Here is a 24,066-nt window from a genome sequence, read left to right as displayed (position 1 = left end):
CCCATCGGTAGAAAACGTGCAGCCGGCTACGTGGATGGCGCGCCGTTACAGCGTGCCCTGATCAACACGAAGCAGGCGGCGCTCCTGCGTTGGCACAAACCCCAGCAATTGCAGACCGAGGTGCAGGGCGGCGTCGCTGCCGGGGTCGACCTGGGTGCGCCATTGCCAGTGGCCGTCGTGTTGCAGGCGCAACTCCGCGCTGAGCTGCATGCCGTCGGGCATCCCGCCATCTGGCTGCAGTGCAAGTTCCACCGCAGCGTGATTGCAGCGCGGGCTGCCGCGCAGGCGCAGCGGCAGCAGGCCGGCCGCTTCGCCAGCGCTGGTTGGCACGATCTGCACGGTCACCTCTCCTGCGGCCTGTACGCAGCGGGTGGCGTCGAACACGGCCTGCACCTGCCGCAGGTCCACTGCCAGATCCAGCAAGGTGATGCCACCGGGTTGGCGCAGCAGCACGCGCCCATTGCCTTGGTCGATGCCGTGGCGCGCACCTTGCAGGGCGATGAGCGCTGCCGTGGACGTGGCGAGCCGCACGCGCTGCTCGCCGCGCACCAGCGGCCACGGCTGCAGGGCCACCTGCACATCGCCGATGGGCTGCGCCTTCCAGGTGACGCCGCGCAAGCTGCCGTTCCAGATCGAGCCTTGCGCCTCCAGCACCGCGATCGGCAGCGACTGCGCAGGCAGCACCCACCGCAACGGCAAGGTGGCAATGACAATGGCGATCAGTACACCGAGCACCAGCAACGACCAGCGCAGCAGCTTCATGGCGTGATGCCCTCGAAGCGACAGCGCACCTGCAACTGCTGCGCGTGGCGGGTGATCTGCAGTTGCGTGGGGGCTAAGCCATGCGCGGTGCGCAGGCGTTCCAGCCAGGCGAATAACGCCGGGCTGTTGACGGCATCAATCTGCAGTTCGACTGCGCCGGCCACCGCACGCGGCGCCGGGACAATAGCCACGCCGGCATCGCGCGCGGCCTGCAGGATGTCCGCCAAGGTCACCGCGGCGCTGCGCTGCCGGCCCTGTGCGTCGAGCAGGGCTTGCGCGGCGGTGTCATAGCGCGCCTGCGCTGCACTGCGCCACTGCCGCAGCGGCACGAGGATGGCGTACCACGCGATGAAGGCAGCGATTGCCGCGCCCATCACGGCCAGCATCACCCGCTCGCGCGGTGCGCGCTGTTGCCACCAACGATGGCTGCGGTGTCGCAAGGCGGTCATCGGGGTGGCTCCAATTCCAAGGGGGTCTGCAGCCTGGTCTCGACCGCCTGGCTGCTGGCCGGGCGCACCTGCCAGCCGGCGCTGCGCAAGCGTGCCAGCAATTGCTGCAATTGCGCGTCATCGTCATGCACCAGCGTTGCGCGCACTGGCTGCGCTTGCTGATACGCAAGGGTGTCGAGCTCGGCGCCGGGCACGCTATCGACCGCGGCGATCACCGCGGCGAGCTGCGCTGCGAACGCATCGGCCGACACCGGCGTTGCGCCGGTGGCTTGCACGCCCTGCACCGCCACAGCGCGGCGCTGCAACAGCTGCGCGCCGATCTCATAACGCAGTGCCTGCGCACCCAGCAACAGCAGCGGCGAGATCAGCAGCAACACGCCAAGCCATGCGAGCCTGCGCGGCGTCAGCCCGCGCCGCTGCGGCGTGGCGCGTGCGAAGGCATGCTGCCGCAATTCGATCGGTGCCTGCGCCACATGGCGAGCGAAGACGGCAATGACCTGCGCTGGATCATCCAGAGGCGGAAGCGGCGACGGATGGCCCTGTGCGTCGAGCACCAGCTGCGCGGTCTCCGGCTCCAGGCTGCAGGCCAGGCGTGCGCCACGCACCAGCCAACGCCCGTCCCACTGCACAACCGTCGGTGGCGCATCGGCGTCCACCGTGGGCAGCAGCAGACACTCCGGCACCACGCTATCGGGCACGATGCCGTGCTGCGCGGCACGTTCCAGCCACTGTTGCAGGGTTGCCTGCTCCACTGCGGCCACCAGGCGCGTGCCATCGGCCTGCGCGTTGGCCGCAATCACCACATGCAGCGTGCTGACATCGCTGGCCAGATGCTCGGCCAGTTGCAGGCGCGCGGCCGCCAACGATTGTGCCGGGCTGCGCCCGGGCAGGGCCAGCCAGCGCAAGTGCACCTGCGTGCCCGGCACCACCAGCACCGTGCGCGCCGCGGGTGTGAGCGGCGCAGCGCCGGCGGCATGGACGCGCACATGCCCCTGCGCATCCACATGCACGGCGGTGGCGGCTGTGCCTGCATCGGCCGGCAGCAACAGCAAGGTGGTACTCATTGATCGGAACTCCATTGACGCGCCACCAGGCGGATCCGCCCGGCTGGCGCTTGTTGTAGCAACGCTTCCAGCATGACCTCGGCACCCGCGTAGTCGACCTGGCTGTAGAGCGAAAAATATTCGGTGCGCAGCACGATCTGTTCGTACATCGCATCGGGCACGGTGACCTGCAGCAATGCCGGCTGGCGGAAGAACGCCTGCACGTCGCGCCACCCGCCGGCCGGGCGCGCAGCAATGAGGCGGCGCGCCGCGCCCAGGTCTAGCGTGCCTTCGGCGATGGCCACCAGCACGGCCGCATCGGTGGCGCGCAGCGTGTTGATGTTCACCTGCGACAGGCGCCCACTCGGCAGCGCGCACACATGCGGCTGCAGGCGCGCCAGCAATGCGGGGGTATAGCCAGCAATGGCGCGCAGTTCGCTCACACCTGCCAGCAAGGTGTCGCCGGTGCGCAGCGGCAGCGCAGACTGCAGATATGCGGCGTCCTCTGCGCCCTGTGCGCCGGGTTGCTGGTCGCTGTCGATCCAGTCCACCAAGGCGTCGGCCAGCGCATCGGCCTGCGCAGGCGCGATGCCGAGCGTGCGCAACAAGACCACGTACTGGCGCACGCCTTCTTCGCTGCGTTGCCATTGCTCGGCCGCGCCGAACACCACGCTGTTGAGGTTGAAGCAGCTGCCGCGGTCGCGCAGGCGCAGTTGCACGCTGCCGCCCTCCAGCGGAAAGCTGAGCGGTTGGTCATCCCACCCGCCGTCCAGCGTGGTGCGCAGCGGGTCGCGCCTGGACAGGGTCTGCAGACGCTGACGGGCAAATGCTTCGCTGCCCAGCGCGTACCACTGCGCCTGCGTCATGGCCTCGCCGTTCCCGCTGCGGCGCAAGCCAAAGCGCAAGTCGTCCAGCACCGCAACCATCAGCACGGTCATCACCGCCACCAGCAGCAACACGGTGAGCAAGGCCACGCCGCGCTGCCGGCGGGCACCCCCACGCCTGCTCATTCGCGCCCCTCCGGCACCAGGAACAATTGCCGCACGCGGCCCCAGTCCTGCATTTCCAGCTCCAGTGCCACCGCATCCGGCAGCGCCGCCACACCACCGCTCCAGCCATCGCTCCATTGCGCGCGGTAATGAAACCCCACGGTGGCCGCACGCACGCCACGCAGCAGCACCTGCGGTGCGCCGGTCACTGCACCGTCCAGCGCTGGACGTGCGCTGCGCTCGAGCCGGTCCTCCACCAGCCGGTATTCCACGTACTGCAGCGATGCACGCGGCGCCTGGTCCGGATTACTCCAGCCGCGTCGCACGAACGCCAGCAAGGGGCCTTGTGCACCGGGTGGTGTGGCGACAAGGGCAGTCCGCGCAGGCACGCCATCACTGCCACGGGTGCGCCGCACCGCAGCCTGTTGCAGATCACTGCGTAGCAAGCCGTGCGCAATCTGGAAATCGCGCAGCTGCTGCAGCCGCGCCTGCACCGCAGCGCGCTGCTCGATGCTTTGCCGCAATACCCCCACCGCCGCGGCAGCCACCAACGCAAACACCGCCAACGCCACCAGCAGTTCGATCAAGGTGAAACCAGCGGCGCGGCGCAGGCGCATCACTCGGTACTCCGCACGACCTGCAGGCTGGCCAGTTCCTGCGCCTGCCCGGCTGCGTGCACGCTGATGGCGATGCGCACCATGCCCTGCCCGGCCGGTGTTGCCGTGCGCTTCCAGTCCCAGCCGCGTGCACCGGCCGATTCCTGCCCTGCGGCAGGTGCCGCGGCAACGGCCGCCGGTGCGAGCAGTGCTTCAATCGCCTGATTTTCCGCTACCACGGCCGCGAGCGCGCGCTCTTCCAGAATCACCGCGGTGCGCGTGCTCTCGCCGGACAGATTCAACAGCCCTACCACCGCCATGCCGAAGATCGCCAACGCGACCAGCAGTTCCAGCAGCGAGAACCCTGCCTGGGTGTCAGCGCGCCGCTGCATCGACCCGCACCGTGCCCACTGCATCCACTACCACCTGCACGCGTTGCTGGCCCTGCCCCAACGCCAGGCGCTGCGGCGTGGCGGCGCCAGTCGGGTCGAAACGCACGCTCACCTGCGTTACACCCTCCGGCAGCTGCGTGCGCACCCCTTCCGGCCACTGCACGGGCGTAAACGGCACCTGGTCCAGTGCCACCCAGCGCTCACGTGCCTGGCGGCGGAAGGCATAGCCCCCGGCGCTGAGCACCACCTCGGTCATGCGCAGGCTCAGGATGGCCTCATCGCGCGCATGCGACAGCGCGGTGGCCAGCGCATCGGCCTGGTCGGGCAACGTGCGCTGCGTGTCGGGCAGGGTCAGCAGCACCACGGTGCTGGCCAGCGCGGTGATCACCAGCACGGCCAGTACTTCGAGCAGGGTGAAGCCCGGCGCATTGCGCGCGCACGGCAGCGCGGCGCGCATGCGCGTTTGCGGCGCATGGGAGCCACTCGATGCTAGCGCGCGCGCGGCCATCCCTGCGACTCAGCGCCAGTTGCCGATATCGGCGTTGTCGGCATCGCCGCCTTCGGCACCATCGGCGCCGAACGAATACACATCGAAGCCGCCGCTGCGCCCGGGACGGCGGTACTGGTAGGCGTGACCCCACGGGTCTTCCGGCAGCCGGCGGATGTAGCCGCCCTGGCGGTAGCGTTCCGGCCGGCTCAGGCCGCCGGGCGCGCTCAACAAGGCCTGCAGGCCCTGCTCGGTGCTGGGATAGGTGAGGTTGTCCAGGCGATAGGTTTCCAGCGCCTGCTCCAGCACGGCGACATCGGCGCGCGCCTTTTCCACCATGGCGCGGTCCTGGCTGGGCATCACGTTGATCATCACCACCGTGGCCAGCAAGCCGATGATGACGATGACCACCATCAACTCGACCAGGGTGAACCCGCGCGCCGCACGGCGCGAGGCGGTGCACGGGGAAACGCGGCGAAACGACATACGCGACATGAGACTCTCCGAATACGCGGCTGCCATCAGCCGAGTGCCAAGGTGTTGAATTGCAAAATGGGCAACAGGATGGACAACACGATCACTGCCACTACGCCGCCCAGCAGCACGATGATCAGCGGCTCCAGCAGGCTCATCGCCGCAGTGGTGAACGACTCGAATTCGCGCTCCAGATAGTCGGCGGCACGTTCCAGCATCGGCGCCAGGCGCCCGCTGTTTTCGCCGCTGGAGGCCATGTACAACAAGGTGGGTGGAAACACGCCCGCGCGCTTCATCGCCGCGCCCAGGCTGCCGCCTTCGCGGATGGCGGTGACCATGCTGTCGGTGGCCAGGCGCAGCGCATGGTTATCCACGGTGCGCGCGGCGATCATCAGCCCTTCCATCAACGGCAGGCCGCTGTTGACCATGATCGCCAGGGTGCGCGCCATGCGTGCGGCATGCAGGTCGCGCAGCAAGCGCCCCAGCAGCGGCGCGCGCAGGATTGCCCGGTCGATCGCCAGCCGCACCGGCGGGCGCTTGCGCACCTGCACGGCCACCACCGCAGCGATCACGCCAGCCACCAGCAGTGGAATGCCGGCATGCAGCAGAAACTGCGAGAGCGCGATGACCGCGCGGGTGAGCCACGGCAGTGCGCGGCCCATCGAATCGAACTGGTCCACCACCTTGGGCACCACAAAGGTCATCAGCACGATGACCACCACGCCGGCGGTCATTGCCAACGCTGCCGGGTACACCAGTGCGGATTGCAGCTTGCTGCGCACCTGCGCCTGGCGCTCGAGCAGGTCGGCCAGGCGCTCGAGCACCTGCGGCAAGGCCCCGGCGCTTTCGCCGGCCGCCACCATCGCGCGGTACAGCGGCGGGAAGGCAGTGCCCTGGCGCGCCATCGCATCGGACAGGCGGAAGCCTTCGACCACCAATGCATGCGTCTGGCCGGTCACCGCGCGCACGCCGCGGCGCTCGGACTGGGTGCCGATGGTACGCAGCGCTTCTTCCAGCGGTGCGGTGTCCACCAGGGTGGCGAGCTGGCGGGTGAACAACACCAGGTCCTTGCCGCTGAAGCGCGCCGCGCGCATCGGCGTGGTAGCCGCTGCCGGCTCCACCCGCAATGGCACCCATTGGCGCTGCTCCAGCAAGCTGCGCGCACTGCGCACGCTGTCGGCGCTGATCACGCCGTGGCGATTGCGGCCGTGCAGATCCAGCACGGTGTAGTCAAACTTCGCCATGCGCCTCGTCCTGCTGACGGGTGACGCGCAAGGCTTCTTCCAGCGTGGTCACGCCTTGCAGCACGGCCGCGCGCGCGGCGTCGCCCAGGCGCGGCGCACGTACGAAGGCCGCGGCGGCCAATGCGTCTTCGTCGGCGTTGTCGCCGATCAGCCGGCGCACGGTGTCGTCGACGGTGATGGCTTCGTAGATCCCCAAGCGCCCAGCATAGCCACTGTGGTGACAGGCCGCACAGCCGGCGGCGCTGTAGATCACCGCATCGGTAGATGTGCCCAGCATCTGCGTGGTTGCCGCATCCAGCGGCCGTGGCGTGCGGCAGTGCGTGCACAGCCGGCGCACTAGCCGCTGCGCCAGGATCAGGCGCAGGCTGGAGGCCAGCAGGAATGGTTCGATGCCCATGTCGCGCAGGCGCGTGACCGCGCCCACCGCATCGTTGGTGTGCACGGTGGACAGCACCAGGTGGCCGGTGAGGCTGGCCTGCACGGCGATCTGCGCAGTTTCGGTATCGCGGATCTCGCCGATCATCACCACGTCCGGGTCCTGGCGCAGGATTGCACGCAGGCCGGCGGCAAAGGTCATGCCCACGCGCGCATTGACCTGGGTCTGGCCAACGCCGTCGATGGCGTATTCCACCGGGTCTTCAATAGTGAGGATGTTGCGCGAACCGTCGTTGAGCAGGCTCAGCCCGGCATACAGCGTGGTGGTCTTGCCCGAGCCGGTGGGCCCGGTCACCAGCACGATGCCGTTGGGCACCTGCAGCGCGCGTTGCACTGCGCCCATCACACCGGCGGGCATGCCCAACTGGGTCAGCGACAAGGTGCCCTGCTCCTTGTCCAGGATACGCAGCACCACGCGTTCGCTGCCACGGGTGGGCAGAGTGGAAACGCGCACATCCAGCGCCTTGGCGCCCATGGCCAATGACACCCGGCCATCTTGAGGGATGCGTTTCTCTGCGATATCCAGGCGCGCCATCACCTTGACGCGCGAGACCAGCAACGGCGCGATCCGCCCCGGCAAGGTCGCCGCTTCGCGCATCACCCCGTCCACGCGCAAGCGCACGCGCAGGCGCGACTCGTACGATTCCAGATGCACGTCGGACGCACCCAGGCGTGCGGCCTCGGCGATGATGCCGTTGATCAGGCGGATGATCGGCGCATCGTCCTGGCTGTCGAGCAGATCGGCGGTGGGGATATCTTCGATCAGCGAATCCAGGCTGCCGTGCAGGTCCAGCGCTTCCACCGGCATGCCCTGCTCCAGCCCGGCATCGGCATAGATTTCCGACACGTGCCGGTCGAACACCGCCGGTGCCAACGTGCGCACCTGCAACGGCACGCCAAGCACGCGGCGCACTTCGATCAAGGCCTGCACGTCGCCACCGGCGCGCAGGCCGACCTGCGCCTGCGCGGCGTTATCGCCGCCGAGCAGCACCACGCCGTGGCGCTTGGCAAACGCGTACGACAGCGTGGCCGTGGGAGTGGTGGTCGACATGCTGTCAGCGCGTGCGCGGCGCGGCGGTGGGTGCCGGCGCCTGCGGCGCAGGCGCGGTGGGCGCGGACGCCGGCAGCTGTGGCGGCTGTGCACGCAGGTAGTCGCGCACCAACGCATCCAGGGCCGCTTCCGGGTCGCCATCGGCCAGCTGCCGGTCGCGCAGGTAGTTGTAGCGTGGCGCGGTCATGCGCTGCGCATCGGCGGCGTCGCGGATGATGGTGGGGCGGATGAAGACCATCAGGTTGGTCTTGTCGCGGTTACGCGACTTGTGCCGGAACAACGCGCCCAACCCGGGCACGTCGCCCAGCAGCGGAACCTTCTCCACGGTCTGCCGGTCGTTCTGATCCAGCAAGCCGCCCAGCGCGACGATGGCACCGTTCTCCACCACCACGCGGGTTTCGATCTGGCGCTTGTTGAACACCAGCTCGGAGGACTGCGTGCTCACCGGCCCGGCAATGGCCGAGACTTCCTGCTTGATCGCCAGCGTGATGCCACCGGCGGTGTTGATCTGCGGGCGTACCTCCAGCTCAACGCCCACATCCTGGCGCTGGATGGTGCGGAACGGATTGTCATTGGCCGCGCCCAGCACTTCGCCGGTGGTAATGGGCACTTCCTGGCCCACCAGGATGCGTGCCTGCTCGTTGTCCAGGGTCATGATCGACGGCGTGGACAACAGGTTGGAGCCGGTGTCGCTCTTGACTGCATCGATGATCATGCCGAACACCGCATCGTTGCTTTGCCCGGCCAGGCCGATCAGCCCGCCGCTCAATCCGAGCAGCGATTGCGCGGCCACGTTGCGCGCCTGCTCCAGTACCGAATCGTCTTCCCCGTTATTGCTGCGCGTGCCGGCGGCCGCAGCGGCCAGGGGCACGATGCCCGGCGCCGCGCCGCTGTACTGCGTGGCCAGCAACGGCACGGTGCCATTGCGCCCGGCCAGCAGCAGCTGCACGCCCAGACGCTTGGCGGCGGTGTCGGAAATCTCCACCACGATCGCTTCCACCAGCACCTGCTCGCGGTGCACGTCGAGCTGGCGGATCACGTCCATCAAGGCGCGCTGGGTTTCCGGGTCGGCATTGATGATCAGGGCATTGGAACCGGGGTAGCGCACGATCACCGGGCGCTTGCCGGCGGCCGGTGCAATCACCTGCGCCTGCGCAGCGCCAGCACTCGCGGCCACATCCACGGCGGTGGGGCGCGTCTCTTGCCCTGGCTCCGCCTCGTTACCCGGGGTTTGCCCAACCAGTTGCTGCAACACCGGCAGCAGTTGTTCGGCGCTGGCGTGCTGCAGGCGCACCACGCTGACATCGCCACGGCGCTCGGCCCGCCCATCCAGATCCAGTGCGGTGCGTACCACGCGCTGCACCAATGCCGGGTCGCCACGCACGATCAACGAATTGCTGCTCTCCACCGGCAACACCGACAACACCGCGCTGCGCTCGCCGGCCTGGCCAAACAGCGTGGTGAGCGTCCGCGCCAGTTCCTGCGCCGAGCTGTTGCGCAGCGTCACCGTGTCGATGGCGGCGCGGTCGGTGTCGATCTGCGCCACCAGGCCACGGATGCGGCGCAGGTTGTCGGCGTAGTCGGCGATCAACAGGCTATTGCCCTGCGGCATCGCCATGATCACCCCGCCGCGCCCCACCAGCGGCTTGAGGATCTCTGCCGCACTGCGCGCATCCACGCGCTGCAGCGTGAACACCTGGGTGGCGAAGCCGAGATTGCCGCTGGCCGCGCTGCCGGGCTGCTGCGCGGCGGTGTCGTCGGGGATGATGCGGTAGGTCGATGGCCCGCTGGACACAGCAATCAAGCCATTCGCACGCAGCACCGCCAGCAGCATGCCCAGCAGGTCGGCTTCGGACATGGCCTGCGCACGCGCCACATTGACCGAGCCCTGCACGCGCGTGTCGACGATGAAGGTGATGCCGGTGGCCCGCGAGACATCCTGGATGAAGGCGCGCAGGTCCACATCCTGCATGCGCACCGCCGGTGCATCGGCGGCGTGCAGCGGCAGCATCGTCAACGACGGCAGCGCAAGCAACAAGGTGGCGGACAACAGCCAGGGGCGACGGACGACGATCATTGCGGGCGCTTCAAGGTCATGGTGTGGGTCTGGCCGTCACGGCGGTAGGTCAGCGTGGCGGTCTGGCCATCGCGCAGTTCGTCCTGCAGCTCGTGCAGGTGTTCGGCGTCGAGCGTGCGGCCATTGAGTTGGGTGAGCACATCGCCAGGCGCCAGGCCGGCCTGACGCAACAGCGCATCATCGCCGCGCGGCATCACCGTGAAGCCGCCGCCATCGGCGTTGGCACGCAAGCCGGTGGTGCGCAGCAGCTGTTGCGGGTCGACCGCCGTGGTGCCGGCCGCTGCCGTACGCGCGCCGACATTGGACGCCACCGCCGCGGCTGCTGCGGGAGCGCCACTCGCCGGCAATGGTGCCGTTATTGCCGCGCTCGCCGCAGCGTGTTCGATCAACGGCAGCCGGCGCAGTGCACTGCCTGCACGCACCATCACGTGGTCGGTTGCAATCGCCTGCAGCGTCAGCCCCGGGCCAACCGCATCGCCAATGCGATACGCGCCCTGCCGGCCATCGCCGGTACTCAGGTACGCCGCTGAGTCCGCACCGCCAACGCGCACGCCATGCAGCACCAGGCCGAGGTCGCCGCTGTCGGCGGGCGCACGAAAAAACACGTCGCGCTGCAATGCAGGCAAGGGTGCAGCGGTGGTTGCGCCTTGTGCGGTGCCCAGCGGGCCCAGCGGCGTCACCAGCAGCCACACCAGGCGCACGCCCTGCACGGCAAGCAGCACGAGCAACACACAGACAGCGGCAGTGCGCACGGCGCGCGCCGACATCAGGTCATTCAACGAGGGCGAAACGCGCTGCAAAGCGGACATCCGTCTCAGGATTGCGGTCGGATGACAGAATGCGGCGGAATTGTGTCAGTTCGAAGAAAGTGATGACACGCATTGCCACACACGGCCAACACGCCAATGCAAAACGCCCGCCGTGCGAGGCAGGGCGGGCGTTTGCGTTCATCGGCACATGGCGCAGATCAGAAGCGCGCTGTCACACTGATGTCATAGGTAATGCCCGGCTGGTACTCGTACAGGTCCACGCGGTTGCCGCCGCGCGATTGATATTCCTGGTACTTGGTTTTGAGCAGATTGCGCGCGGCAAAGTTCAGCGAGAGCTTGTTGCCCGACCACACCAGCCCCTTCTTGATCACCAGATCCAGCTGCGTGCCCGGCTTGTCGATGTAGTCGGGTTGGCCCGGGCGGCCGCGTGCGGAAATCCGCTCGCCCACGTAGTTGGCAATCAACGTGGCCTGGCTGTTAGTGCTTTCGCTCTCCACACCGATCTGCAGGTTGGCGATGTCGTCGGATTGCCCCTGCAGCGTGCTGCCATCGCGTACGAACAAGGTCGCCTGCACCGGTGCGGCAAACCCGAACGGCTGCACCGTGTCGCCGTCGCTGGCGCTTACCTCGGACTTGGTACGCGTGTAGTTGCCCGAGACGAACATGCGGTTGTCGCCCCACCAGTTGGCGGCGATCGGCAGGTCCAGATACTTCTTGGCTTCCAGCTCGATGCCGTACAAGGTGGCTTCCGGTGCATTGATGAAGCTCTGCACGATGCCGCCGCCGGGCGCGTCATTGACGATGGCTTCGATCGGCTTGTCGATCTGCTTGTAGAACAGGCCAGCGGTGACGTACTCGCCCGGTTCGAAGAACCACTCGTAGCGCGCATCCAGATTGACCAGTTCGCTGTCGACCAGGAACGGGTTACCGAAGAACTGGCGGTCGATGTCCGGGTCCAGATACTGCTGCGGCGCCATCTCGCGGAACTGCGGCCGCGCGATGGTCTTGGACGCACCGAAGCGCAGCTGCTGGTTTTCGGCAAAATTCCAGGTCACCGTGGCCGAGGGCAGCGCGTAGCTGTTCTCCAACGGTGCCACGCTGTCCTGGCGCGTGCCGCTGAAGATGTCGTACGGATGCACCGCCTGGGTGGCGTCTTCATAGCGCAGGCCCACCGTGGCACGCAGGGTCGGCACGATCTCGCCTTCCATCTGCAGGTAGGCGGCCTTGACCTTGAGCGTGGCGTCGTAGGCGGCCGCACCGAAGCTGCCGGTGGTCTCGCGCAGGCGCAGGAAATCGTTGCTGAGGTTGTAGTCGGAGATCAGGTAGTCCACGCGCTGGTACTGGTTGTAGAACGGCAGCGGGCCGTCCAGCGCCAGGAAGCGGAACTCGCGATTCCACGCAGTGCGGTCGTTGTCCAGATACGCAAGGCCACCCTTGACGGTGAGGTCGTGCTCGATCGGCAGGCGCCAGGTCACGTCCACGCCGCCGCTGGCCACTTTATCGTCGACCTTGCTGAAACGCGTGTAGTTCTGCACGCGCGAGGCATCGTGCGCCCAGTAGCCGTCCAGCAGTTCGTAACGGATGCCGGTTTCGTACGGCACATCGCGGCTGGCGTTGGCCAGCGCTGCACGCCATTCGATCTTCAGATCGTCGTACTCGCCAAACGCATGCGTGCCGCGCAGCTGGTTGTTGATCAGCTGGCGCGCGTACCACTCGGTGTTGTCGTCGCGCACATCGAAGCCGGCCAGTTCATCGCGGCCGGCACGGCTGCGCGCCACCTTCAAGGTGTCGTGCACGTACAAGGTGGTCCAGCCGATGGTGTGGCGGCCGTATTCCCAGCCCAGGCCCAGCATGCCGTTACTGCGCACGTTGTTGCGGGTGGTGGCGAAGTCGTAGTTGGAATTGAACTCCACCGTGTCGCCGGTGAAGATGCCGTCCTGCTGCTTGCCGGTGCGCGTGCGCCATTCGTTGTCGTAACTGGCCACGGCCAGGATGCCCAGCTTGGCCTCGCCAATGTCCATGCTGTAGCCGGCGCTGGCGCCGACATTGACGTCCGGATCGATGCTGTCCTTCTCCTGCAGCACATACAGGTTGGCGTTGTTCATGCTGCGGCCAATGCGGCGGATGTCCTCGCGCGAGAAGCTGCCCAGGTCCACGCGCCGGCCGGTGGCGATGGCATCACGCAGTGCGCCCGGTTGCTTGCGCGCGCCATCGTCGAAGCCCCACTCGTCATCGCCGGAGCCGTAGTAGGTCAGGCCCTTCTCGCCAGTACTGACACTGTTGGCGCCGCCACCGACGGTGAGCGAAAAGAACGGTTTTTCCGGCACCGCCATCGATTGCAGATCGATCACGCCACCGCCGAATTCGCCGGGATAATCGGCCGAATAGGTCTTCTGCACGGTCACGCTCTGCAGCACGTCGCTGGGAAACAGATCCAGCGGTACCACGCGCTGCATCGGCTCGGGGCTGGGCAATGGCGAACCGTTGAACAGCGCCGAGGAATAGCGCTCGCCCAGGCCGCGCACATAGACATATTTACCGCGCGACAGGCTCAGGCCGGTGACACGCGTCAGCGCGACTGCGGCACTGCTGTCGCCGGTGCGCTCCATGTCCTCGCGGGTGACGAACGACGCCACTTCGGAGGTCTGCAGCATCGGTTCGGGAATGTATTCACCGCGCACCACGACCTGGTCGAGCTGCTTGGGCGCAATGGCGGCAGCACTGGAGCTGCTGGTGCCGCCGGCGGCATCGGTGGTGGTGGACTGCGCCATTGCTGCACCGGAGGCGAGCAAAGCGGAAATGGAAAGAGACAAGCCCGTCCGCGAAAGACGGGCAACAGCGAAGGTTCGCATCGTGGGAGCCCTGGCAACAGAAGAATGAAGGCGTGGATGCAGCGCGGAGCGGCCAGATGCCGCTCCGCACTGCCCGGCCTCAGCAGGGGCGGTCGGCGGTCAGGCCGCAGGTCCAGCCCTGCCACCAGGTGTCGTTGGCATCACGCACGCCACCGATGTAATTGACCTGCTGGAAGAAGCTGCTCACCCCGGTCAGGCCCTGGAACGCCGGCACTGCAGACTCGTTGGCGCCGTTGATGAAGGTGTTCTGCAAGGTGGACACACCGTTGGCCACGTTGTTGGTGCCGGCCGCGAACGAGGTCGCTGCACGCGCATCGCTGCCGAAGGCGGTCGGGCAGGCAAAGAACACCGACTGGAACACGCCGGCGGTATCGGCATCGGCCATGTTCAAGCACACCAGGCCATCGCCGGTGCCGCCGGCAGGACGGGTGAACACCGAGTTGTAGAACGCCGCCTGGGTGCCCTGGTTGAGCATGATCGCCGCACCGGCACGGGCATTGCCCACGTAGGTGAAGTTGGCCACCTTCGGGCGCGAATACGGCTGCCGACGCAGGCTGCTCCACTCGTTCATGCGGTCGCCGCCGCCGGCGCGCTGCACCACGATGCCGAACTGCAATGCACCGCTCCAGCCGGCATCGGTATCCAGTGCATCGTCGTCGGCGCCGGTGATGACCACGTGGCTACCGTTGACCGTGCCACCGAACCACTCGATGCCGTCGTCGGAGCTGTTGTGGATCTGCACGTAATCCATCCGCGTGCCGCTGCCCACGCCGGCCATGGTGATGCCCTGCAGCTCGTTGTTGGGCGAGATTTCAAAGCCCGAATACATCACGCGCAGGTAGCGCAGCGTGCCGCTGTTGTCGGTGGCGTTATTGCCGCCGTAGAACGCGTTGGTGCCTTCCACCTGTGTCTGGCATTCCGGCGTACCGGACACCGTGGCGGCCGGGCAGTTGTTGATCGCTGCGCGACCCAACACCACGATGCCGCCCCACAGACCGATGGTGTTGGCACTGACCTGGCCTTCCAGCGCCTGGCGTGCGGTGAACACGATCGGTGCGGTGGCGCTGCCTTCGGCAAAGATCTGCGAGCCGCGGTTGACCACGATGTAGTCGCTACCCGACGAGCCGTACAAGGTCACGCCCGGCTCGATGGTCAGCACGCCCTGCACGCTTCCGGCGGCCGGCGCGGTGGCGTTACCGCCACGGTCGGTGCCGACATTGACGCGGCCGCTGATCGAATACGCCGTGCCGGCGCGCGCAGGCACCACCAGGTTGCCGCTGACGGTTTCCGGCAACTGGCAGGCGCGCAGCGTGTTGTTGGCGATGGTGCCGACGTTGGAAAAACCGGTGGGGCAATCTGCAGCCGGGCCGGTCGGCGCCGGCGTCGGTGTCGGAGCCGGCGTTGGTGCGGGCGTGGGCGCCGGGGTCGGTGCCGGTGCCGGTGCGGGCGGAAATGCGCCTTCGCCCGGCGAAGCAACACGGTCGGCACCGCCACCGCAGGCGGACAACGCCAGCGCGGTGCCGAAGGTCATGAGAAGGGTTTTACTGCTATTGCGAACGGACATGCGGCTGATCTCCAGGTCAAAGGGTCCGGTATGAAGAGGAGTCGTCAAGAATGGTTGCGTTCCGCTCACTGCAGTGGCGAGCACGTTCAAGATCCCCGTCACTTTTATAGAGGGCGTGTGTTGCATTTGTCTTACGCGACACACGCTGACACACAGCTGCCACATGTCGGCATGCACTGTAGCTGGATGACAAACACCTCCATTCCCGCCGATTTGGGCGACTGGATCATTGCCCAGGCCATCGCCGGACAACCGCCCGAGCACACGCTGCAACCGCTGCTGGAAGCGGGCTGGAGCGAGCAGGACGCCATCGATGCGGTGGAAGCGCTGGTACGCACGCATGTACAGGCACACGCGCAGGCGCACGGCCTGCCGGTGCCGGTGCGCGTGCCCGCACCGCTGCAGGCCGACGCGTCGTCGCTACTGGATCTGGGCGATCGCCAGGTGCAGGTACTGGTCAGCCTGATGCTGCCGCGCGTGGTGGTGCTGGGCGGCCTGCTCGCCGATGACGAATGCGATGCATTGATCGCACTGGCACGCCCGCAGCTGGCGCGCTCGCGCACCGTGGACAACCGCGACGGCAGCGAGATCGTGCATGCCGCGCGCACCAGCCACAGCATGGCCCTGCAACCGGGCCAGGATGCGTTATGTCAACGCATCGAAGCGCGCATTGCGCGGCTGCTGGAATGGCCGGTGGAGCACGGCGAAGGACTGCAGGTACTGCGCTATGCCACCGGTGCGCAGTACGCGCCGCATTACGATTACTTCGAACCGGATGCCCCCGGCACGCCAGTGCTGTTGCAGCACGGCGGGCAACGCGTCGCCTCGCTGGTGATGTACCTCAACACGCCCGAACGCGGCGGCGCCACGCGCTTTCCCGATGTGCATCTGGACGTAGCCGCAGTGAAAGGCAATGCGGTGTTTTTCAGCTACGACCGCCCACATCCGATGACACGCACCCTGCACGCCGGCGCACCGGTGCTGGCCGGCGAAAAATGGGTGGCCACCAAATGGCTGCGTGAGCGGCCGCTGCACGCACCGACCTGATCGGTGCTGCAGCGTGCCGGCATGCGTGGGCTTTCGTGGCGGTGTTAGCGGCTACCGAACACGCGCTGGTCGATGCGCAGCATCACCAGGCGCAGCGGCGTCCACGCCAGGCACAGGCCGGCCAGGATGCCCAAGGTGTCGGCCAACGCGTCGTACGGATCGGCGCTGCGATTGGTGGTGAGCGCGCCCTGTGCAATCTCGATCCCGATGCCGAGCAACACCAAGCCTAGCGCGGCGAACACCAGCGCACGCCGTGTGGCGAACAACTGCACCGCGCCCCAGCACAGCAACGCGAAAGTCAAAAAATGCTCGGCCTTGTCGCTGTTGGACGGCAGCTCCGGGAACTCCGGCGGCGGCCCCAGGCACACGCCGATCACCACCAGGATCGCCAGAACCCACAGCCCCACCCACAGCGCTGGCCGCCGAAACGGCCGCAACGCCTGCGTCATAACCGCCACGTCAGGTCGCCCGCCAGAAACGCCGGCGCAAAATCCACGTCCCGTGCAAAGCCCATCACCTGGAAACGTTCGCCCATCTCGCTGGGCAAGGTGAGCTGTTTGACCTGCTGACGCAGGCGCATGCGGCCGACCTCGTCAGTGCGCGCATCGGCTTGGGTCAGCAACGCATCCAGCCCGTTGCCAAGCAGGAAGTTGGCCTGCGTGCAGTAGCCCGCCAATTCGAAACCGGCGCCGGTGCCGGCTTCGGCCAGCGCGGTGAAATCCACCGATGCGGTGAGGTCCTGCAGGCCCGGCCAGCGGTACAGATCGGTGTGCATGCGATGGCGATAGAACGCGCGCAAGGTGCCGTCTTCGCGCTGCGCACGGTAGAACTCGCCACGCGGATAACCGTAGTCGACAAACAGCATCGCGCCACGCTTCAAGCCACCGGCCACGGCCTGGATCCAGTACGGCAACTGCGGCAGCAACTCCGAACGGTAACCATCGGCAAACGGTTGCTCCAGGTAACGCTCCAGATGCCGCACCGCCGCGCCCAGCAGCGCATCGGCCGGCTGCTCGCCACGCGCGAAGTGTTGCTGCGCATCCAGCACCACGGTTTCTTCATACACCTCGCCATCGCGCAGGGTGAAACGCGGCGTGGGCAATGCGTCGATGACTTCGTTGGCGAACAGCACGCCGTCCCAATCGTCCGGGAACGGGCCATCCAGCCACTCCACCAGGTCGAACACCGGCGGGATCAGGCTGCGTCCCAATCGTTCGCGCTGGCGCTCGCGTAGATCGGCGCTGGGCTCCAGGATGGCGTAGCGCTCGGGCAAGGCATCCAGTTCGAGCAGGCGCTTGAGCGTGACCTCGGCAAACGCGCCGCTGCCGCCACCGACCTCCAGCACACGTGCCTGCGGCCCGAGTTGCTGCAGCACCGGCGCCAGCGCACCGGACACGGTGGCGGCAAACAACGGGCCCAACTCCGGCGCGGTGACGAAGTCGCCGCTCTCGCCGAACTTGCTCGCGCCGGCGCTGTAGTAGCCCAGGCCCGGCGCGTACAACGCCAGCTCCATGAAACGCGAAAACGGAATCGCGCCACCGGCGGCGGTGATTTCGGCGCGCAAATGCGCGACCAGTTGATCGCTGTGGGCCAGTGCGTCCTGATCAGGAACGGGAAGGTCGGCGTGCATGCGGGCACCGGTTGCGGAGACAATGCACAGGATAGCCGAGCCTTTCGCAACGCCGAGCGAGTACGCCATGACAGACAGTTCCAAGGTGGTCCTGATCACCGGTGCCGCCCGCCGCATCGGCGCGCAGATCGCCACCACCCTGCACGGCGCGGGCTACCGCGTGGCCCTGCACGCGCACCGCTCCGGCGATGCATTGGCCGCGCGCGTGGAAGCGCTGTGCGCCCAGCGCGCGGGCAGCGCCTGTGCACTGCAGGCCGACCTGCGCACGCTCGAGGCACCGGCCCAGCTGGTGGACGCCTGTATGGCTGCATTCGGCCGCCTGGACGCGGTGGTCAACAATGCCAGCGCGTTTTATCCCACCGTGCTGGGCGAGGCCACGCCGGCGCAATGGGACGAGTTGTTCGCGGTGAACGCACGCGCTCCGTTCTTCATTGCACAGGCCGCTGCGGCGCAGTTGCGCGCGCACCACGGCGCCATCGTCAACCTCACCGATCTGCATGCCGAACAACCCATGCGCCAGCACCCGCTGTATGGCGCCTCCAAGAGCGCGCTGGAAATGCTGACCCGTTCGCTGGCGCTGGAGCTGGCGCCGCAGGTCCGCGTCAATGCCGTCGCACCGGGCGCGATCCTGTGGCCGGAAGACGGCAAGGCCGACGCCGCCAAGCAGGCGCTGCTCGCGCGCACGCCGCTGGCGCGCATCGGCACGCCCGAAGAAGTGGCCGAGGCCGTGCGCTGGTTGCTGGACGATGCCAGCTTCATCACCGGCCACACCTTGCGCGTGGATGGCGGCCGCCGGCTCAGCTGAGCGCGGTTACTGCGGCAATGCCACCGCGTTGTCCAGTTCCACCGTGGTGAACGCGCTGCCGTATTGCGGATGCGCCTGCCACAACGCCGCCAGGGTCTTGCCGCTCAGCGGGTCGACGAATGCCGGCGCAATGTCAGCCAGTGGCTTGAGCACGAACGCATGCTTGAGCTCGGGCCGTGGCACGCGCAGGTGGCCCGGCCCTTCCACGATGCGGTCGCCGAAAAACACCACGTCCACATCCAGCGTGCGGTCGCTGAAACGCGGCCCGCTGCGATCACGGCCGTGGCGGTCTTCCAGCGCATGCAACCAGTCGTCCAGCGCCTGCAGCTCCCAATCGGTCTGCAGTTGCACGCCGTTGTTGACGAAGTCCGGGCCATCGAAACCAACTGCCGCGGTGCGATACGCCGGCGAGACGTCGATCGGGCCAAAACGTACGCGCAAGGCCTCGACGGCCAGACGCAGGTAATGGGTTGGCTGGACGTTACTGCCCAGGCTGAGGAGCACGGTGGTCATGCGATATTCGCGCATGCGGGCGGCGTCAGCGTCAACCGTCTTGCGCGCATGCCAGCTATTCGCGTTGCGCACGCCGCCGTGCGCAACGCGGCTCAGGCCACTTCGAGTGCGTGCGCCACGGCGCGGAACACGCGGCGCATCTCGAGCGGTTTGCGCAGCACGTGCACCGGGATATCGTGGGGAAGATGCGCACGCTGCAGCGGCGCGCCGACATCTTCCAGTACGATCGCCGGGCCCTGGTAGCCCAGTTCCTGCATGCTCAACAGCACGCTCACCGCCGACAGCAGGATGATGTCGCTGTCGATGATCACCAGATCCGGCATGGCGTGCTGCTGCACCAGTTGCAACGCCGCAGCGCCATCGGTGGCCAGCTGCGGCTGGTAACCCTGGCTGGAGAGCGCATTGCCCAGCAGCGACAGCCGCGTGGCTTCGCCGTCCACCAGCAGGATGCGCTGGCCGTGCCCAAGCGCCAGCGGCGGCTCGCTCTCGGTGGTGGGCGTCACCGCCGCGCGCATCGGCACGATCATGTCAAAGCGCGTGCCCTCGCCCAGGCGGCTGTCGACCAGGATCGTGCCACCGTAGCTTTCGATGATGCGCTTGCACGAAATCAGCCCCAGCCCGGTGCCATCGGTCTTGGTGGTGAAAAACGGGCTGAACAAGCGCGCGCGGGTGTCGTCGCTCATGCCCACGCCGGTATCGGCCACGCTCATGCGCACGCGGGTGCCGTCGTGCTGCTCGGCCGACAAGGTGAGCGTACCGCCACCGGGCATCGCCTGGATCGCGTTCAAGCCCAGGTTGAGCAGGCACTGCTGCAGCTCGGTGTAGTTGGCTTCGATGGTGAGGTCGGAGACCACCATGTCCATCTTCAGGCGCACGCCATCGGGCAGGCTGCTCTTGAGCAGCATCTGCACGGCCTGGAACAGGTTGGCCACCGACACCTGCTCGCGCGGCTTGTTGGAGCCGCGCACGAACGACAGCATCGACTCGGCCATCTCATGACCCCGGCGGCCGCATTCGGCCACCACGTTGGCCAGCTGGCGCAGCTGCGGGTCGTCGGTACGCCCGGCCAACAGATCGGGCACGATCAGCAGCGGCTGCAGGATATTGCGCAGGTCGTGACTCAGCCCGGCCGCCAGCATCGCCAGGCTTTCCAGGCGCTGCGCACGCATCAATTCGCTTTCCACGCGCTGGCGCTCGATCTCCGCACGCGCCTCGCGGATGGCGCGCAAGACCGCGCTCGGCAAGCGGGTGGGGTTGTGCTTGATGATGTAGTCGTTGGCACCGTCCTGCAGCGCCTTGACCGCAGTCTCCTCACCCATGGTGCCGGAGACGAAGATGAAGGGCGTGGCGCCACTCTGGCGCACCAGGCGCAAGGCCTGGTGACCGGAGAACCCAGGCATGCTCAGGTCAGACAGCACGATATCCGGCTGAAACCGCTCCATCGCCGCGCGCAGCGACGGCTCGCTGTCCACGCGCTCGAACGCGGCATCGATGCCCGCGTCCAGCAGCTGATCGGACAACAGCTCGGCGTCTTCCGGTGAATCCTCCACCAGAAGAATCTTCAACTGTTCGTGCTGGCCACCCTCATGCGGCATCGGTCAGTCCAGCTCCGGTGCCTGATTGATCACCGCCCAGAAGGTGCCCAGTGTCTTGACCGCGTTGAAGAACTGGTCAACGTCCACCGGCTTGACCACATAGGCATTCACGCCCAGGTCCCAGCTGCGCGCCAGGTCGCTTTCTTCGCGCGAGGACGACAGGATCACCACCGGCAGGCGCTTGAGCGATTCTTCGTTGCGAATCTGCTTGAGCACTTCCAGCCCATCCAGGCGCGGCATCTTGATGTCCAGCAGCAACACGGCCGGCAGGCCTTCCTCGCGGTTGGCGAAGGCGCCGCGCCGCAACAGGTAATCCATGGTTTCCACACCGTCTTCCACATGCACGATGGGATTGGCCAGACGGGCATCACGCAGCGCGTCGACGGCCATCTCCGCGTCGGCCGGGCTGTCTTCTGCCAGAAGAATGGTACGGATGGCGGTCATACGGTGGACTCTTGGTTGGGCGCTTCAAGCGCAGGGGGAAGGACAAAATGGAACGTGGCGCCCTCGTCCACGACGCCTTCGGCCCAGACGCGGCCGCCATGGCGCGCGAGGACGCGGCGCACGCTGGCCAGGCCAATGCCGGTGCCGGGATATTCGCTGACCTTGTGCAGCCGCTGGAACACGCCGAACAGCTTGCCGCTGTAGTCCATGTCGAAGCCGGCGCCGTTGTCGCGCACGGTGAAATAGTGGCCACCGTCGGGCATGGGCTCGTAGCCGATCTGGATCTTCGCCACCTCGCGCTTGGTGCTGTACTTGACGGCATTGCCCATCAGGTTCATCCACAGCTGGCGCATCATGTTTTCGTCGGCAATCAGCACCGGCAGCGGCGCGATGTGCCAGTCCACGCGGTGGCCGGTGTTTTCGCTCTGCACGTTGGCATCCAGGATCGCGCGCGTCTCGGCCACCAGCGATTGCATGTCCACTGCCTGCAGACGCAAGGCGCTGCGGCCCAGGCGCGAATACACCAGCAGGTCGTCGATCAGCGAGGCCATCCGCCGCGCCGAGCTGCTGATCACTTCCATGTAGTGGCGCGATTTCTCGTCGGCTGCATCGCCCAGATGACGGGCCAGCTTGTCGGAGAAGCCGGCCACGTGCCGCAGCGGCGCGCGCAGATCGTGCGAGACCGAATAACTGAAGGCCTCCAGTTCGCGGTTGACCTCCGAGACCTGCTCCACCTTGCCTTCCAGCTGCCGGTTGAGCTCCTGGATGCGCTGCTGCGAGACCTTCTGCAGGCTGATGTCGCTGACCGTCATCAGCACCACTTCTTCCTCGCCATCCTCGGGCAGCGGCATGCGGCGCGCGTTGATCAGCATGGTGCGCAGCACGCCGTCGGCGCCACGCTGCTCATGCTCGAAATCCCACAGCTCGCGGTCGCGCAGCAACACGTCGGCCAGGCGCTGGTGGATCTGCGGATCGCGCCAGGCGCCATCACCCACATCGTCCAGCAGCATCAATTCATTGCCGCGCTCTTCCAGGCCATATAGCTCGGCAAACGCCGGGTTGTGCAGCACGATGCGCTGGCGTGCGTCGAGCAACACGATCGGTTCGCGCACGGTCTGCAGCACCGAGCCGGCACGGCCGCTGGCGCGCAGGTATTCCTGTTCGGCCGCCAGGCGGCGCCGGATCTGCCGCTGCAGCAACCAGATCACCGTGCCCAGCAACAACAACTGCACCGCCAGCGTGGCCCAGCTCAGCACCTTGTAATGCAGGCGCTCGCGTTCGGCGCGCGCATTGCGCACGCTCAGCAACCGGCTTTCGGCGGTCTGCAGATCGCCGATCAATTCGCGGATCGGGTTGCTGACCGTCATCTCTTCGATCAGTGCTCGGATCTGCTCCGGCGCGCGTGTCACCGCGATACGCTCGGCCAGCAACAGGCGGCGCTCGATGGTGCTCTGGATACGCCCCATGCGCACCTGCTGGCCAGGGTTGTCCTTGGTCAGCGCGATCAGATGCGTGATGGCCTTCATGGCCTCGGTGCGGCCCTGGCGCATGCGCTCAACCAGCACCGGGCGATCCACCCCGTGCGAGCGCATCATCGCCGCCGACTCGGTATCGCGCATCGACGCTTCCAACCGCTGCGCGGTCTCCTGCACATCCTGGCTATGCGACACCCACTCCGCCGCCTGATTGGCGTTGGCGGCCATCTGCTGCAACAGCAGCGACGGCACCACCACGATCAAAAACACGGCAACCGCCAGTAACGGCAGGCGCCAGCGATCCCAAACGTCTTCTCGGACCGGTGTTTGCATTACGGGGTCTGTGTCCGCTCGCGGCAGTGGGCTAGGCAGGGCGTATTGTCCCCGATCAGACCCGCATTGGAATGAATGCTTCAGGCTCAGCTGCGCCGGTCCATGACATAGCTGAATGGGCATATCATAAGTGCAGCGCGCGTGAAAACGGCGCGAGAACTAGCCCAGCCGACCGGCGGTATTAGAGGTGCTCTACGCCCTGCTACCAACCGCCCCAGACCTGCCCTGACGAGCGATCAGGCGCCAGCACCCGTGGCGCTGCTCCACGGTTGCGCGTGCAGATTGCCTTTAGGGCACCGGTGTGCGCGGCGGTCCCAGCGCCCTGCCCTCACCCAGCACAGGCGCCATGGCGTGTTGGCAACATCACGTCGGGCAGCGAAGGCCGGCACGCAATGTGGATGCGTGCGCTGCCTGTCAGCAGGCATGGCCCGCCCTCCGCCTTCGACATCCCACGCACAAAAAAAGGCGCACTCCCGTAAGAGTGCGCCTCGTGTCGGGCAGCCGCCTCGCCTCGGCCGGCCCGGCATGCGTGCCTGCTGCTTACATCTTTGCAGCAGTGACCTTCAGGCCGGTCGACTTGACGCTCTTGACGCCTTCGATGCCCTTGGCAACGGCCACGGCCTTGTCATGCTCGGCCTTGGTGGCAACGCTACCGGTCAGGGTCACGATGCCGTTCTTGGTCTCGACCTTGACGTCGGTGCCGGACACATTGTCGGTGGCCAGCAGATCGGCCTTCACCTTGGTGGTGATCCAGGTGTCGGTGACCGGCTTCTTGGACTCGTTCATGCCGGCGGCATGGTCCTTGTGGTCTGCGTGTTCCTGCGGTGCGGCAAATGCCTGCGACGCGCCAAGCGTCAGACCGAGCGACAGCGACAGAGCCAACAACTTGCGTGCATGCGTCATGGTGTTCATCCGATTACCCTCCGTTGGGTGTGGGGCGAGTCTGCGGGCCCAGCCGTCGCGCGGATGTGACCGCTGGATGCAGAGCTCGTGAACCCGGCGCACACGGGTGGGTGCAATACCATGCAGGTCTTCCCCA

General features: G+C 67.0%; 23 protein-coding genes. 2 read left to right on the top strand and 21 right to left on the bottom strand.

All coding sequences use genetic code 11. From position 1 onward, the window contains the following. Positions 1 to 45 precede the first annotated feature (45 nt). The 14 genes from gspN to ACCQ09_RS03695 all read right to left on the bottom strand — a co-directional run bounded on the left by gspN (position 46) and on the right by ACCQ09_RS03695 (position 15,185). On the bottom strand, positions 46 to 762 hold the full coding sequence (gene gspN / locus ACCQ09_RS03760) for a type II secretion system protein N (protein WP_040940659.1): 717 nt from the start codon (positions 760 to 762) through the stop codon (positions 46 to 48). Next, a complete protein-coding gene (locus tag ACCQ09_RS03755) occupies positions 759 to 1,211 on the bottom strand; it encodes a type II secretion system protein M (protein ID WP_040940658.1) in 453 nt (150 codons plus the stop codon). Before ACCQ09_RS03755 ends, gspN begins: the two co-directional genes overlap by 4 nt. Beyond that, positions 1,208 to 2,275, bottom strand: a complete 1,068-nt coding sequence (gspL, locus tag ACCQ09_RS03750) for a type II secretion system protein GspL (protein ID WP_040940657.1) — start codon at positions 2,273 to 2,275, stop codon at positions 1,208 to 1,210. Before gspL ends, ACCQ09_RS03755 begins: the two co-directional genes overlap by 4 nt. Beyond that, positions 2,272 to 3,264, bottom strand: a complete 993-nt coding sequence (gene gspK, locus ACCQ09_RS03745) for a type II secretion system minor pseudopilin GspK (protein WP_040940656.1) — start codon at positions 3,262 to 3,264, stop codon at positions 2,272 to 2,274. The genes gspL and gspK overlap by 4 nt, the downstream gene beginning before the upstream one ends. Next, positions 3,261 to 3,860, bottom strand: a complete 600-nt coding sequence (gene gspJ / locus ACCQ09_RS03740; RefSeq protein ID WP_218619778.1) for a type II secretion system minor pseudopilin GspJ — start codon at positions 3,858 to 3,860, stop codon at positions 3,261 to 3,263. Before gspJ ends, gspK begins: the two co-directional genes overlap by 4 nt. Next, entirely contained in the window at positions 3,860 to 4,231 is a 372-nt protein-coding gene (gspI, locus tag ACCQ09_RS03735; protein ID WP_040940655.1) for a type II secretion system minor pseudopilin GspI, read from the bottom strand. The genes gspJ and gspI overlap by 1 nt, the downstream gene beginning before the upstream one ends. Further along, the gene (locus tag ACCQ09_RS03730; RefSeq protein WP_040940654.1) at positions 4,215 to 4,688 is read right to left on the bottom strand and encodes a GspH/FimT family pseudopilin; all 474 of its coding nucleotides are present in this window, start codon (positions 4,686 to 4,688) and stop codon (positions 4,215 to 4,217) included. Before ACCQ09_RS03730 ends, gspI begins: the two co-directional genes overlap by 17 nt. A gap of 60 nt (positions 4,689 to 4,748) precedes the next feature. Further along, complete coding sequence (gene gspG / locus ACCQ09_RS03725; protein WP_011038520.1) at positions 4,749 to 5,213, bottom strand: type II secretion system major pseudopilin GspG; 465 nt, start codon at positions 5,211 to 5,213, stop codon at positions 4,749 to 4,751. A 26-nt stretch (positions 5,214 to 5,239) separates the two neighbouring features. Continuing rightward, positions 5,240 to 6,436, bottom strand: coding sequence for a type II secretion system inner membrane protein GspF (gene gspF / locus ACCQ09_RS03720; RefSeq protein WP_011038521.1), 1,197 nt, complete (start codon positions 6,434 to 6,436; stop codon positions 5,240 to 5,242). Then, positions 6,423 to 7,922, bottom strand: a complete 1,500-nt coding sequence (gene gspE, locus ACCQ09_RS03715) for a type II secretion system ATPase GspE (protein WP_011038522.1) — start codon at positions 7,920 to 7,922, stop codon at positions 6,423 to 6,425. Before gspE ends, gspF begins: the two co-directional genes overlap by 14 nt. Before the next feature lie 4 nt (positions 7,923 to 7,926). Further along, positions 7,927 to 9,999, bottom strand: coding sequence for a type II secretion system secretin GspD (gene gspD / locus ACCQ09_RS03710; protein WP_011038523.1), 2,073 nt, complete (start codon positions 9,997 to 9,999; stop codon positions 7,927 to 7,929). After that, positions 9,996 to 10,808 (bottom strand): type II secretion system protein N, encoded by an 813-nt coding sequence (locus tag ACCQ09_RS03705; protein ID WP_016944398.1) that lies wholly within the window; start codon positions 10,806 to 10,808, stop codon positions 9,996 to 9,998. Before ACCQ09_RS03705 ends, gspD begins: the two co-directional genes overlap by 4 nt. A 158-nt stretch (positions 10,809 to 10,966) precedes the next feature. Beyond that, positions 10,967 to 13,621, bottom strand: coding sequence for a TonB-dependent receptor domain-containing protein (locus tag ACCQ09_RS03700; RefSeq protein ID WP_011038525.1), 2,655 nt, complete (start codon positions 13,619 to 13,621; stop codon positions 10,967 to 10,969). A gap of 79 nt (positions 13,622 to 13,700) precedes the next feature. After that, positions 13,701 to 15,185 carry a beta-helix domain-containing protein gene (locus ACCQ09_RS03695; protein ID WP_040940652.1) on the bottom strand — a complete coding sequence of 495 codons (1,485 nt, stop codon included), beginning with the start codon at positions 15,183 to 15,185 and terminating at the stop codon, positions 13,701 to 13,703. A 186-nt stretch (positions 15,186 to 15,371) separates the two neighbouring features. Between ACCQ09_RS03695 and ACCQ09_RS03690 the strand changes: the two genes are divergently transcribed. Further along, entirely contained in the window at positions 15,372 to 16,232 is an 861-nt protein-coding gene (locus ACCQ09_RS03690; RefSeq protein ID WP_040940651.1) for a 2OG-Fe(II) oxygenase, read from the top strand. Positions 16,233 to 16,276: 44 nt separating this feature from the next. Here ACCQ09_RS03690 and ACCQ09_RS03685 read toward each other — a convergent pair whose 3' ends face one another. Continuing rightward, on the bottom strand, positions 16,277 to 16,690 hold the full coding sequence (locus ACCQ09_RS03685) for a VanZ family protein (protein WP_040940650.1): 414 nt from the start codon (positions 16,688 to 16,690) through the stop codon (positions 16,277 to 16,279). Next, positions 16,678 to 17,931 carry a class I SAM-dependent methyltransferase gene (locus ACCQ09_RS03680; RefSeq protein WP_197708525.1) on the bottom strand — a complete coding sequence of 418 codons (1,254 nt, stop codon included), beginning with the start codon at positions 17,929 to 17,931 and terminating at the stop codon, positions 16,678 to 16,680. The genes ACCQ09_RS03685 and ACCQ09_RS03680 overlap by 13 nt, the downstream gene beginning before the upstream one ends. Here ACCQ09_RS03680 and ACCQ09_RS03675 point away from each other — a divergent pair. Continuing rightward, positions 17,930 to 18,667, top strand: coding sequence for a pteridine reductase (locus ACCQ09_RS03675; protein ID WP_040940648.1), 738 nt, complete (start codon positions 17,930 to 17,932; stop codon positions 18,665 to 18,667). The genes ACCQ09_RS03680 and ACCQ09_RS03675 overlap by 2 nt on opposite strands. 6 nt (positions 18,668 to 18,673) lie before the next feature. Here ACCQ09_RS03675 and folK read toward each other — a convergent pair whose 3' ends face one another. From folK to ACCQ09_RS03650, 5 genes are all read right to left on the bottom strand, one after another. Continuing rightward, a complete protein-coding gene (gene folK / locus ACCQ09_RS03670; RefSeq protein WP_040942234.1) occupies positions 18,674 to 19,180 on the bottom strand; it encodes a 2-amino-4-hydroxy-6-hydroxymethyldihydropteridine diphosphokinase in 507 nt (168 codons plus the stop codon). A gap of 92 nt (positions 19,181 to 19,272) precedes the next feature. Continuing rightward, the gene (locus ACCQ09_RS03665) at positions 19,273 to 20,775 is read right to left on the bottom strand and encodes a hybrid sensor histidine kinase/response regulator (RefSeq protein WP_011038532.1); all 1,503 of its coding nucleotides are present in this window, start codon (positions 20,773 to 20,775) and stop codon (positions 19,273 to 19,275) included. Positions 20,776 to 20,778: 3 nt separating this feature from the next. Next, positions 20,779 to 21,219 carry a response regulator gene (locus ACCQ09_RS03660; protein ID WP_011038533.1) on the bottom strand — a complete coding sequence of 147 codons (441 nt, stop codon included), beginning with the start codon at positions 21,217 to 21,219 and terminating at the stop codon, positions 20,779 to 20,781. Continuing rightward, the gene (locus ACCQ09_RS03655; protein ID WP_040940647.1) at positions 21,216 to 23,027 is read right to left on the bottom strand and encodes a CHASE3 domain-containing sensor histidine kinase; all 1,812 of its coding nucleotides are present in this window, start codon (positions 23,025 to 23,027) and stop codon (positions 21,216 to 21,218) included. Before ACCQ09_RS03655 ends, ACCQ09_RS03660 begins: the two co-directional genes overlap by 4 nt. A gap of 540 nt (positions 23,028 to 23,567) precedes the next feature. Then, the gene (locus tag ACCQ09_RS03650; protein WP_014508988.1) at positions 23,568 to 23,939 is read right to left on the bottom strand and encodes a BON domain-containing protein; all 372 of its coding nucleotides are present in this window, start codon (positions 23,937 to 23,939) and stop codon (positions 23,568 to 23,570) included. Positions 23,940 to 24,066: the final 127 nt, after the last annotated feature.

Origin of the sequence: Xanthomonas sp. NCPPB 2586, assembly GCF_041475775.2 — a bacterium.
GTDB classification, from domain to species: domain Bacteria; phylum Pseudomonadota; class Gammaproteobacteria; order Xanthomonadales; family Xanthomonadaceae; genus Xanthomonas; species Xanthomonas campestris.
The sequence above is the reverse complement of the archived record's forward strand: the minus strand, read 5'-3'. Positions and strand labels throughout refer to the sequence as shown.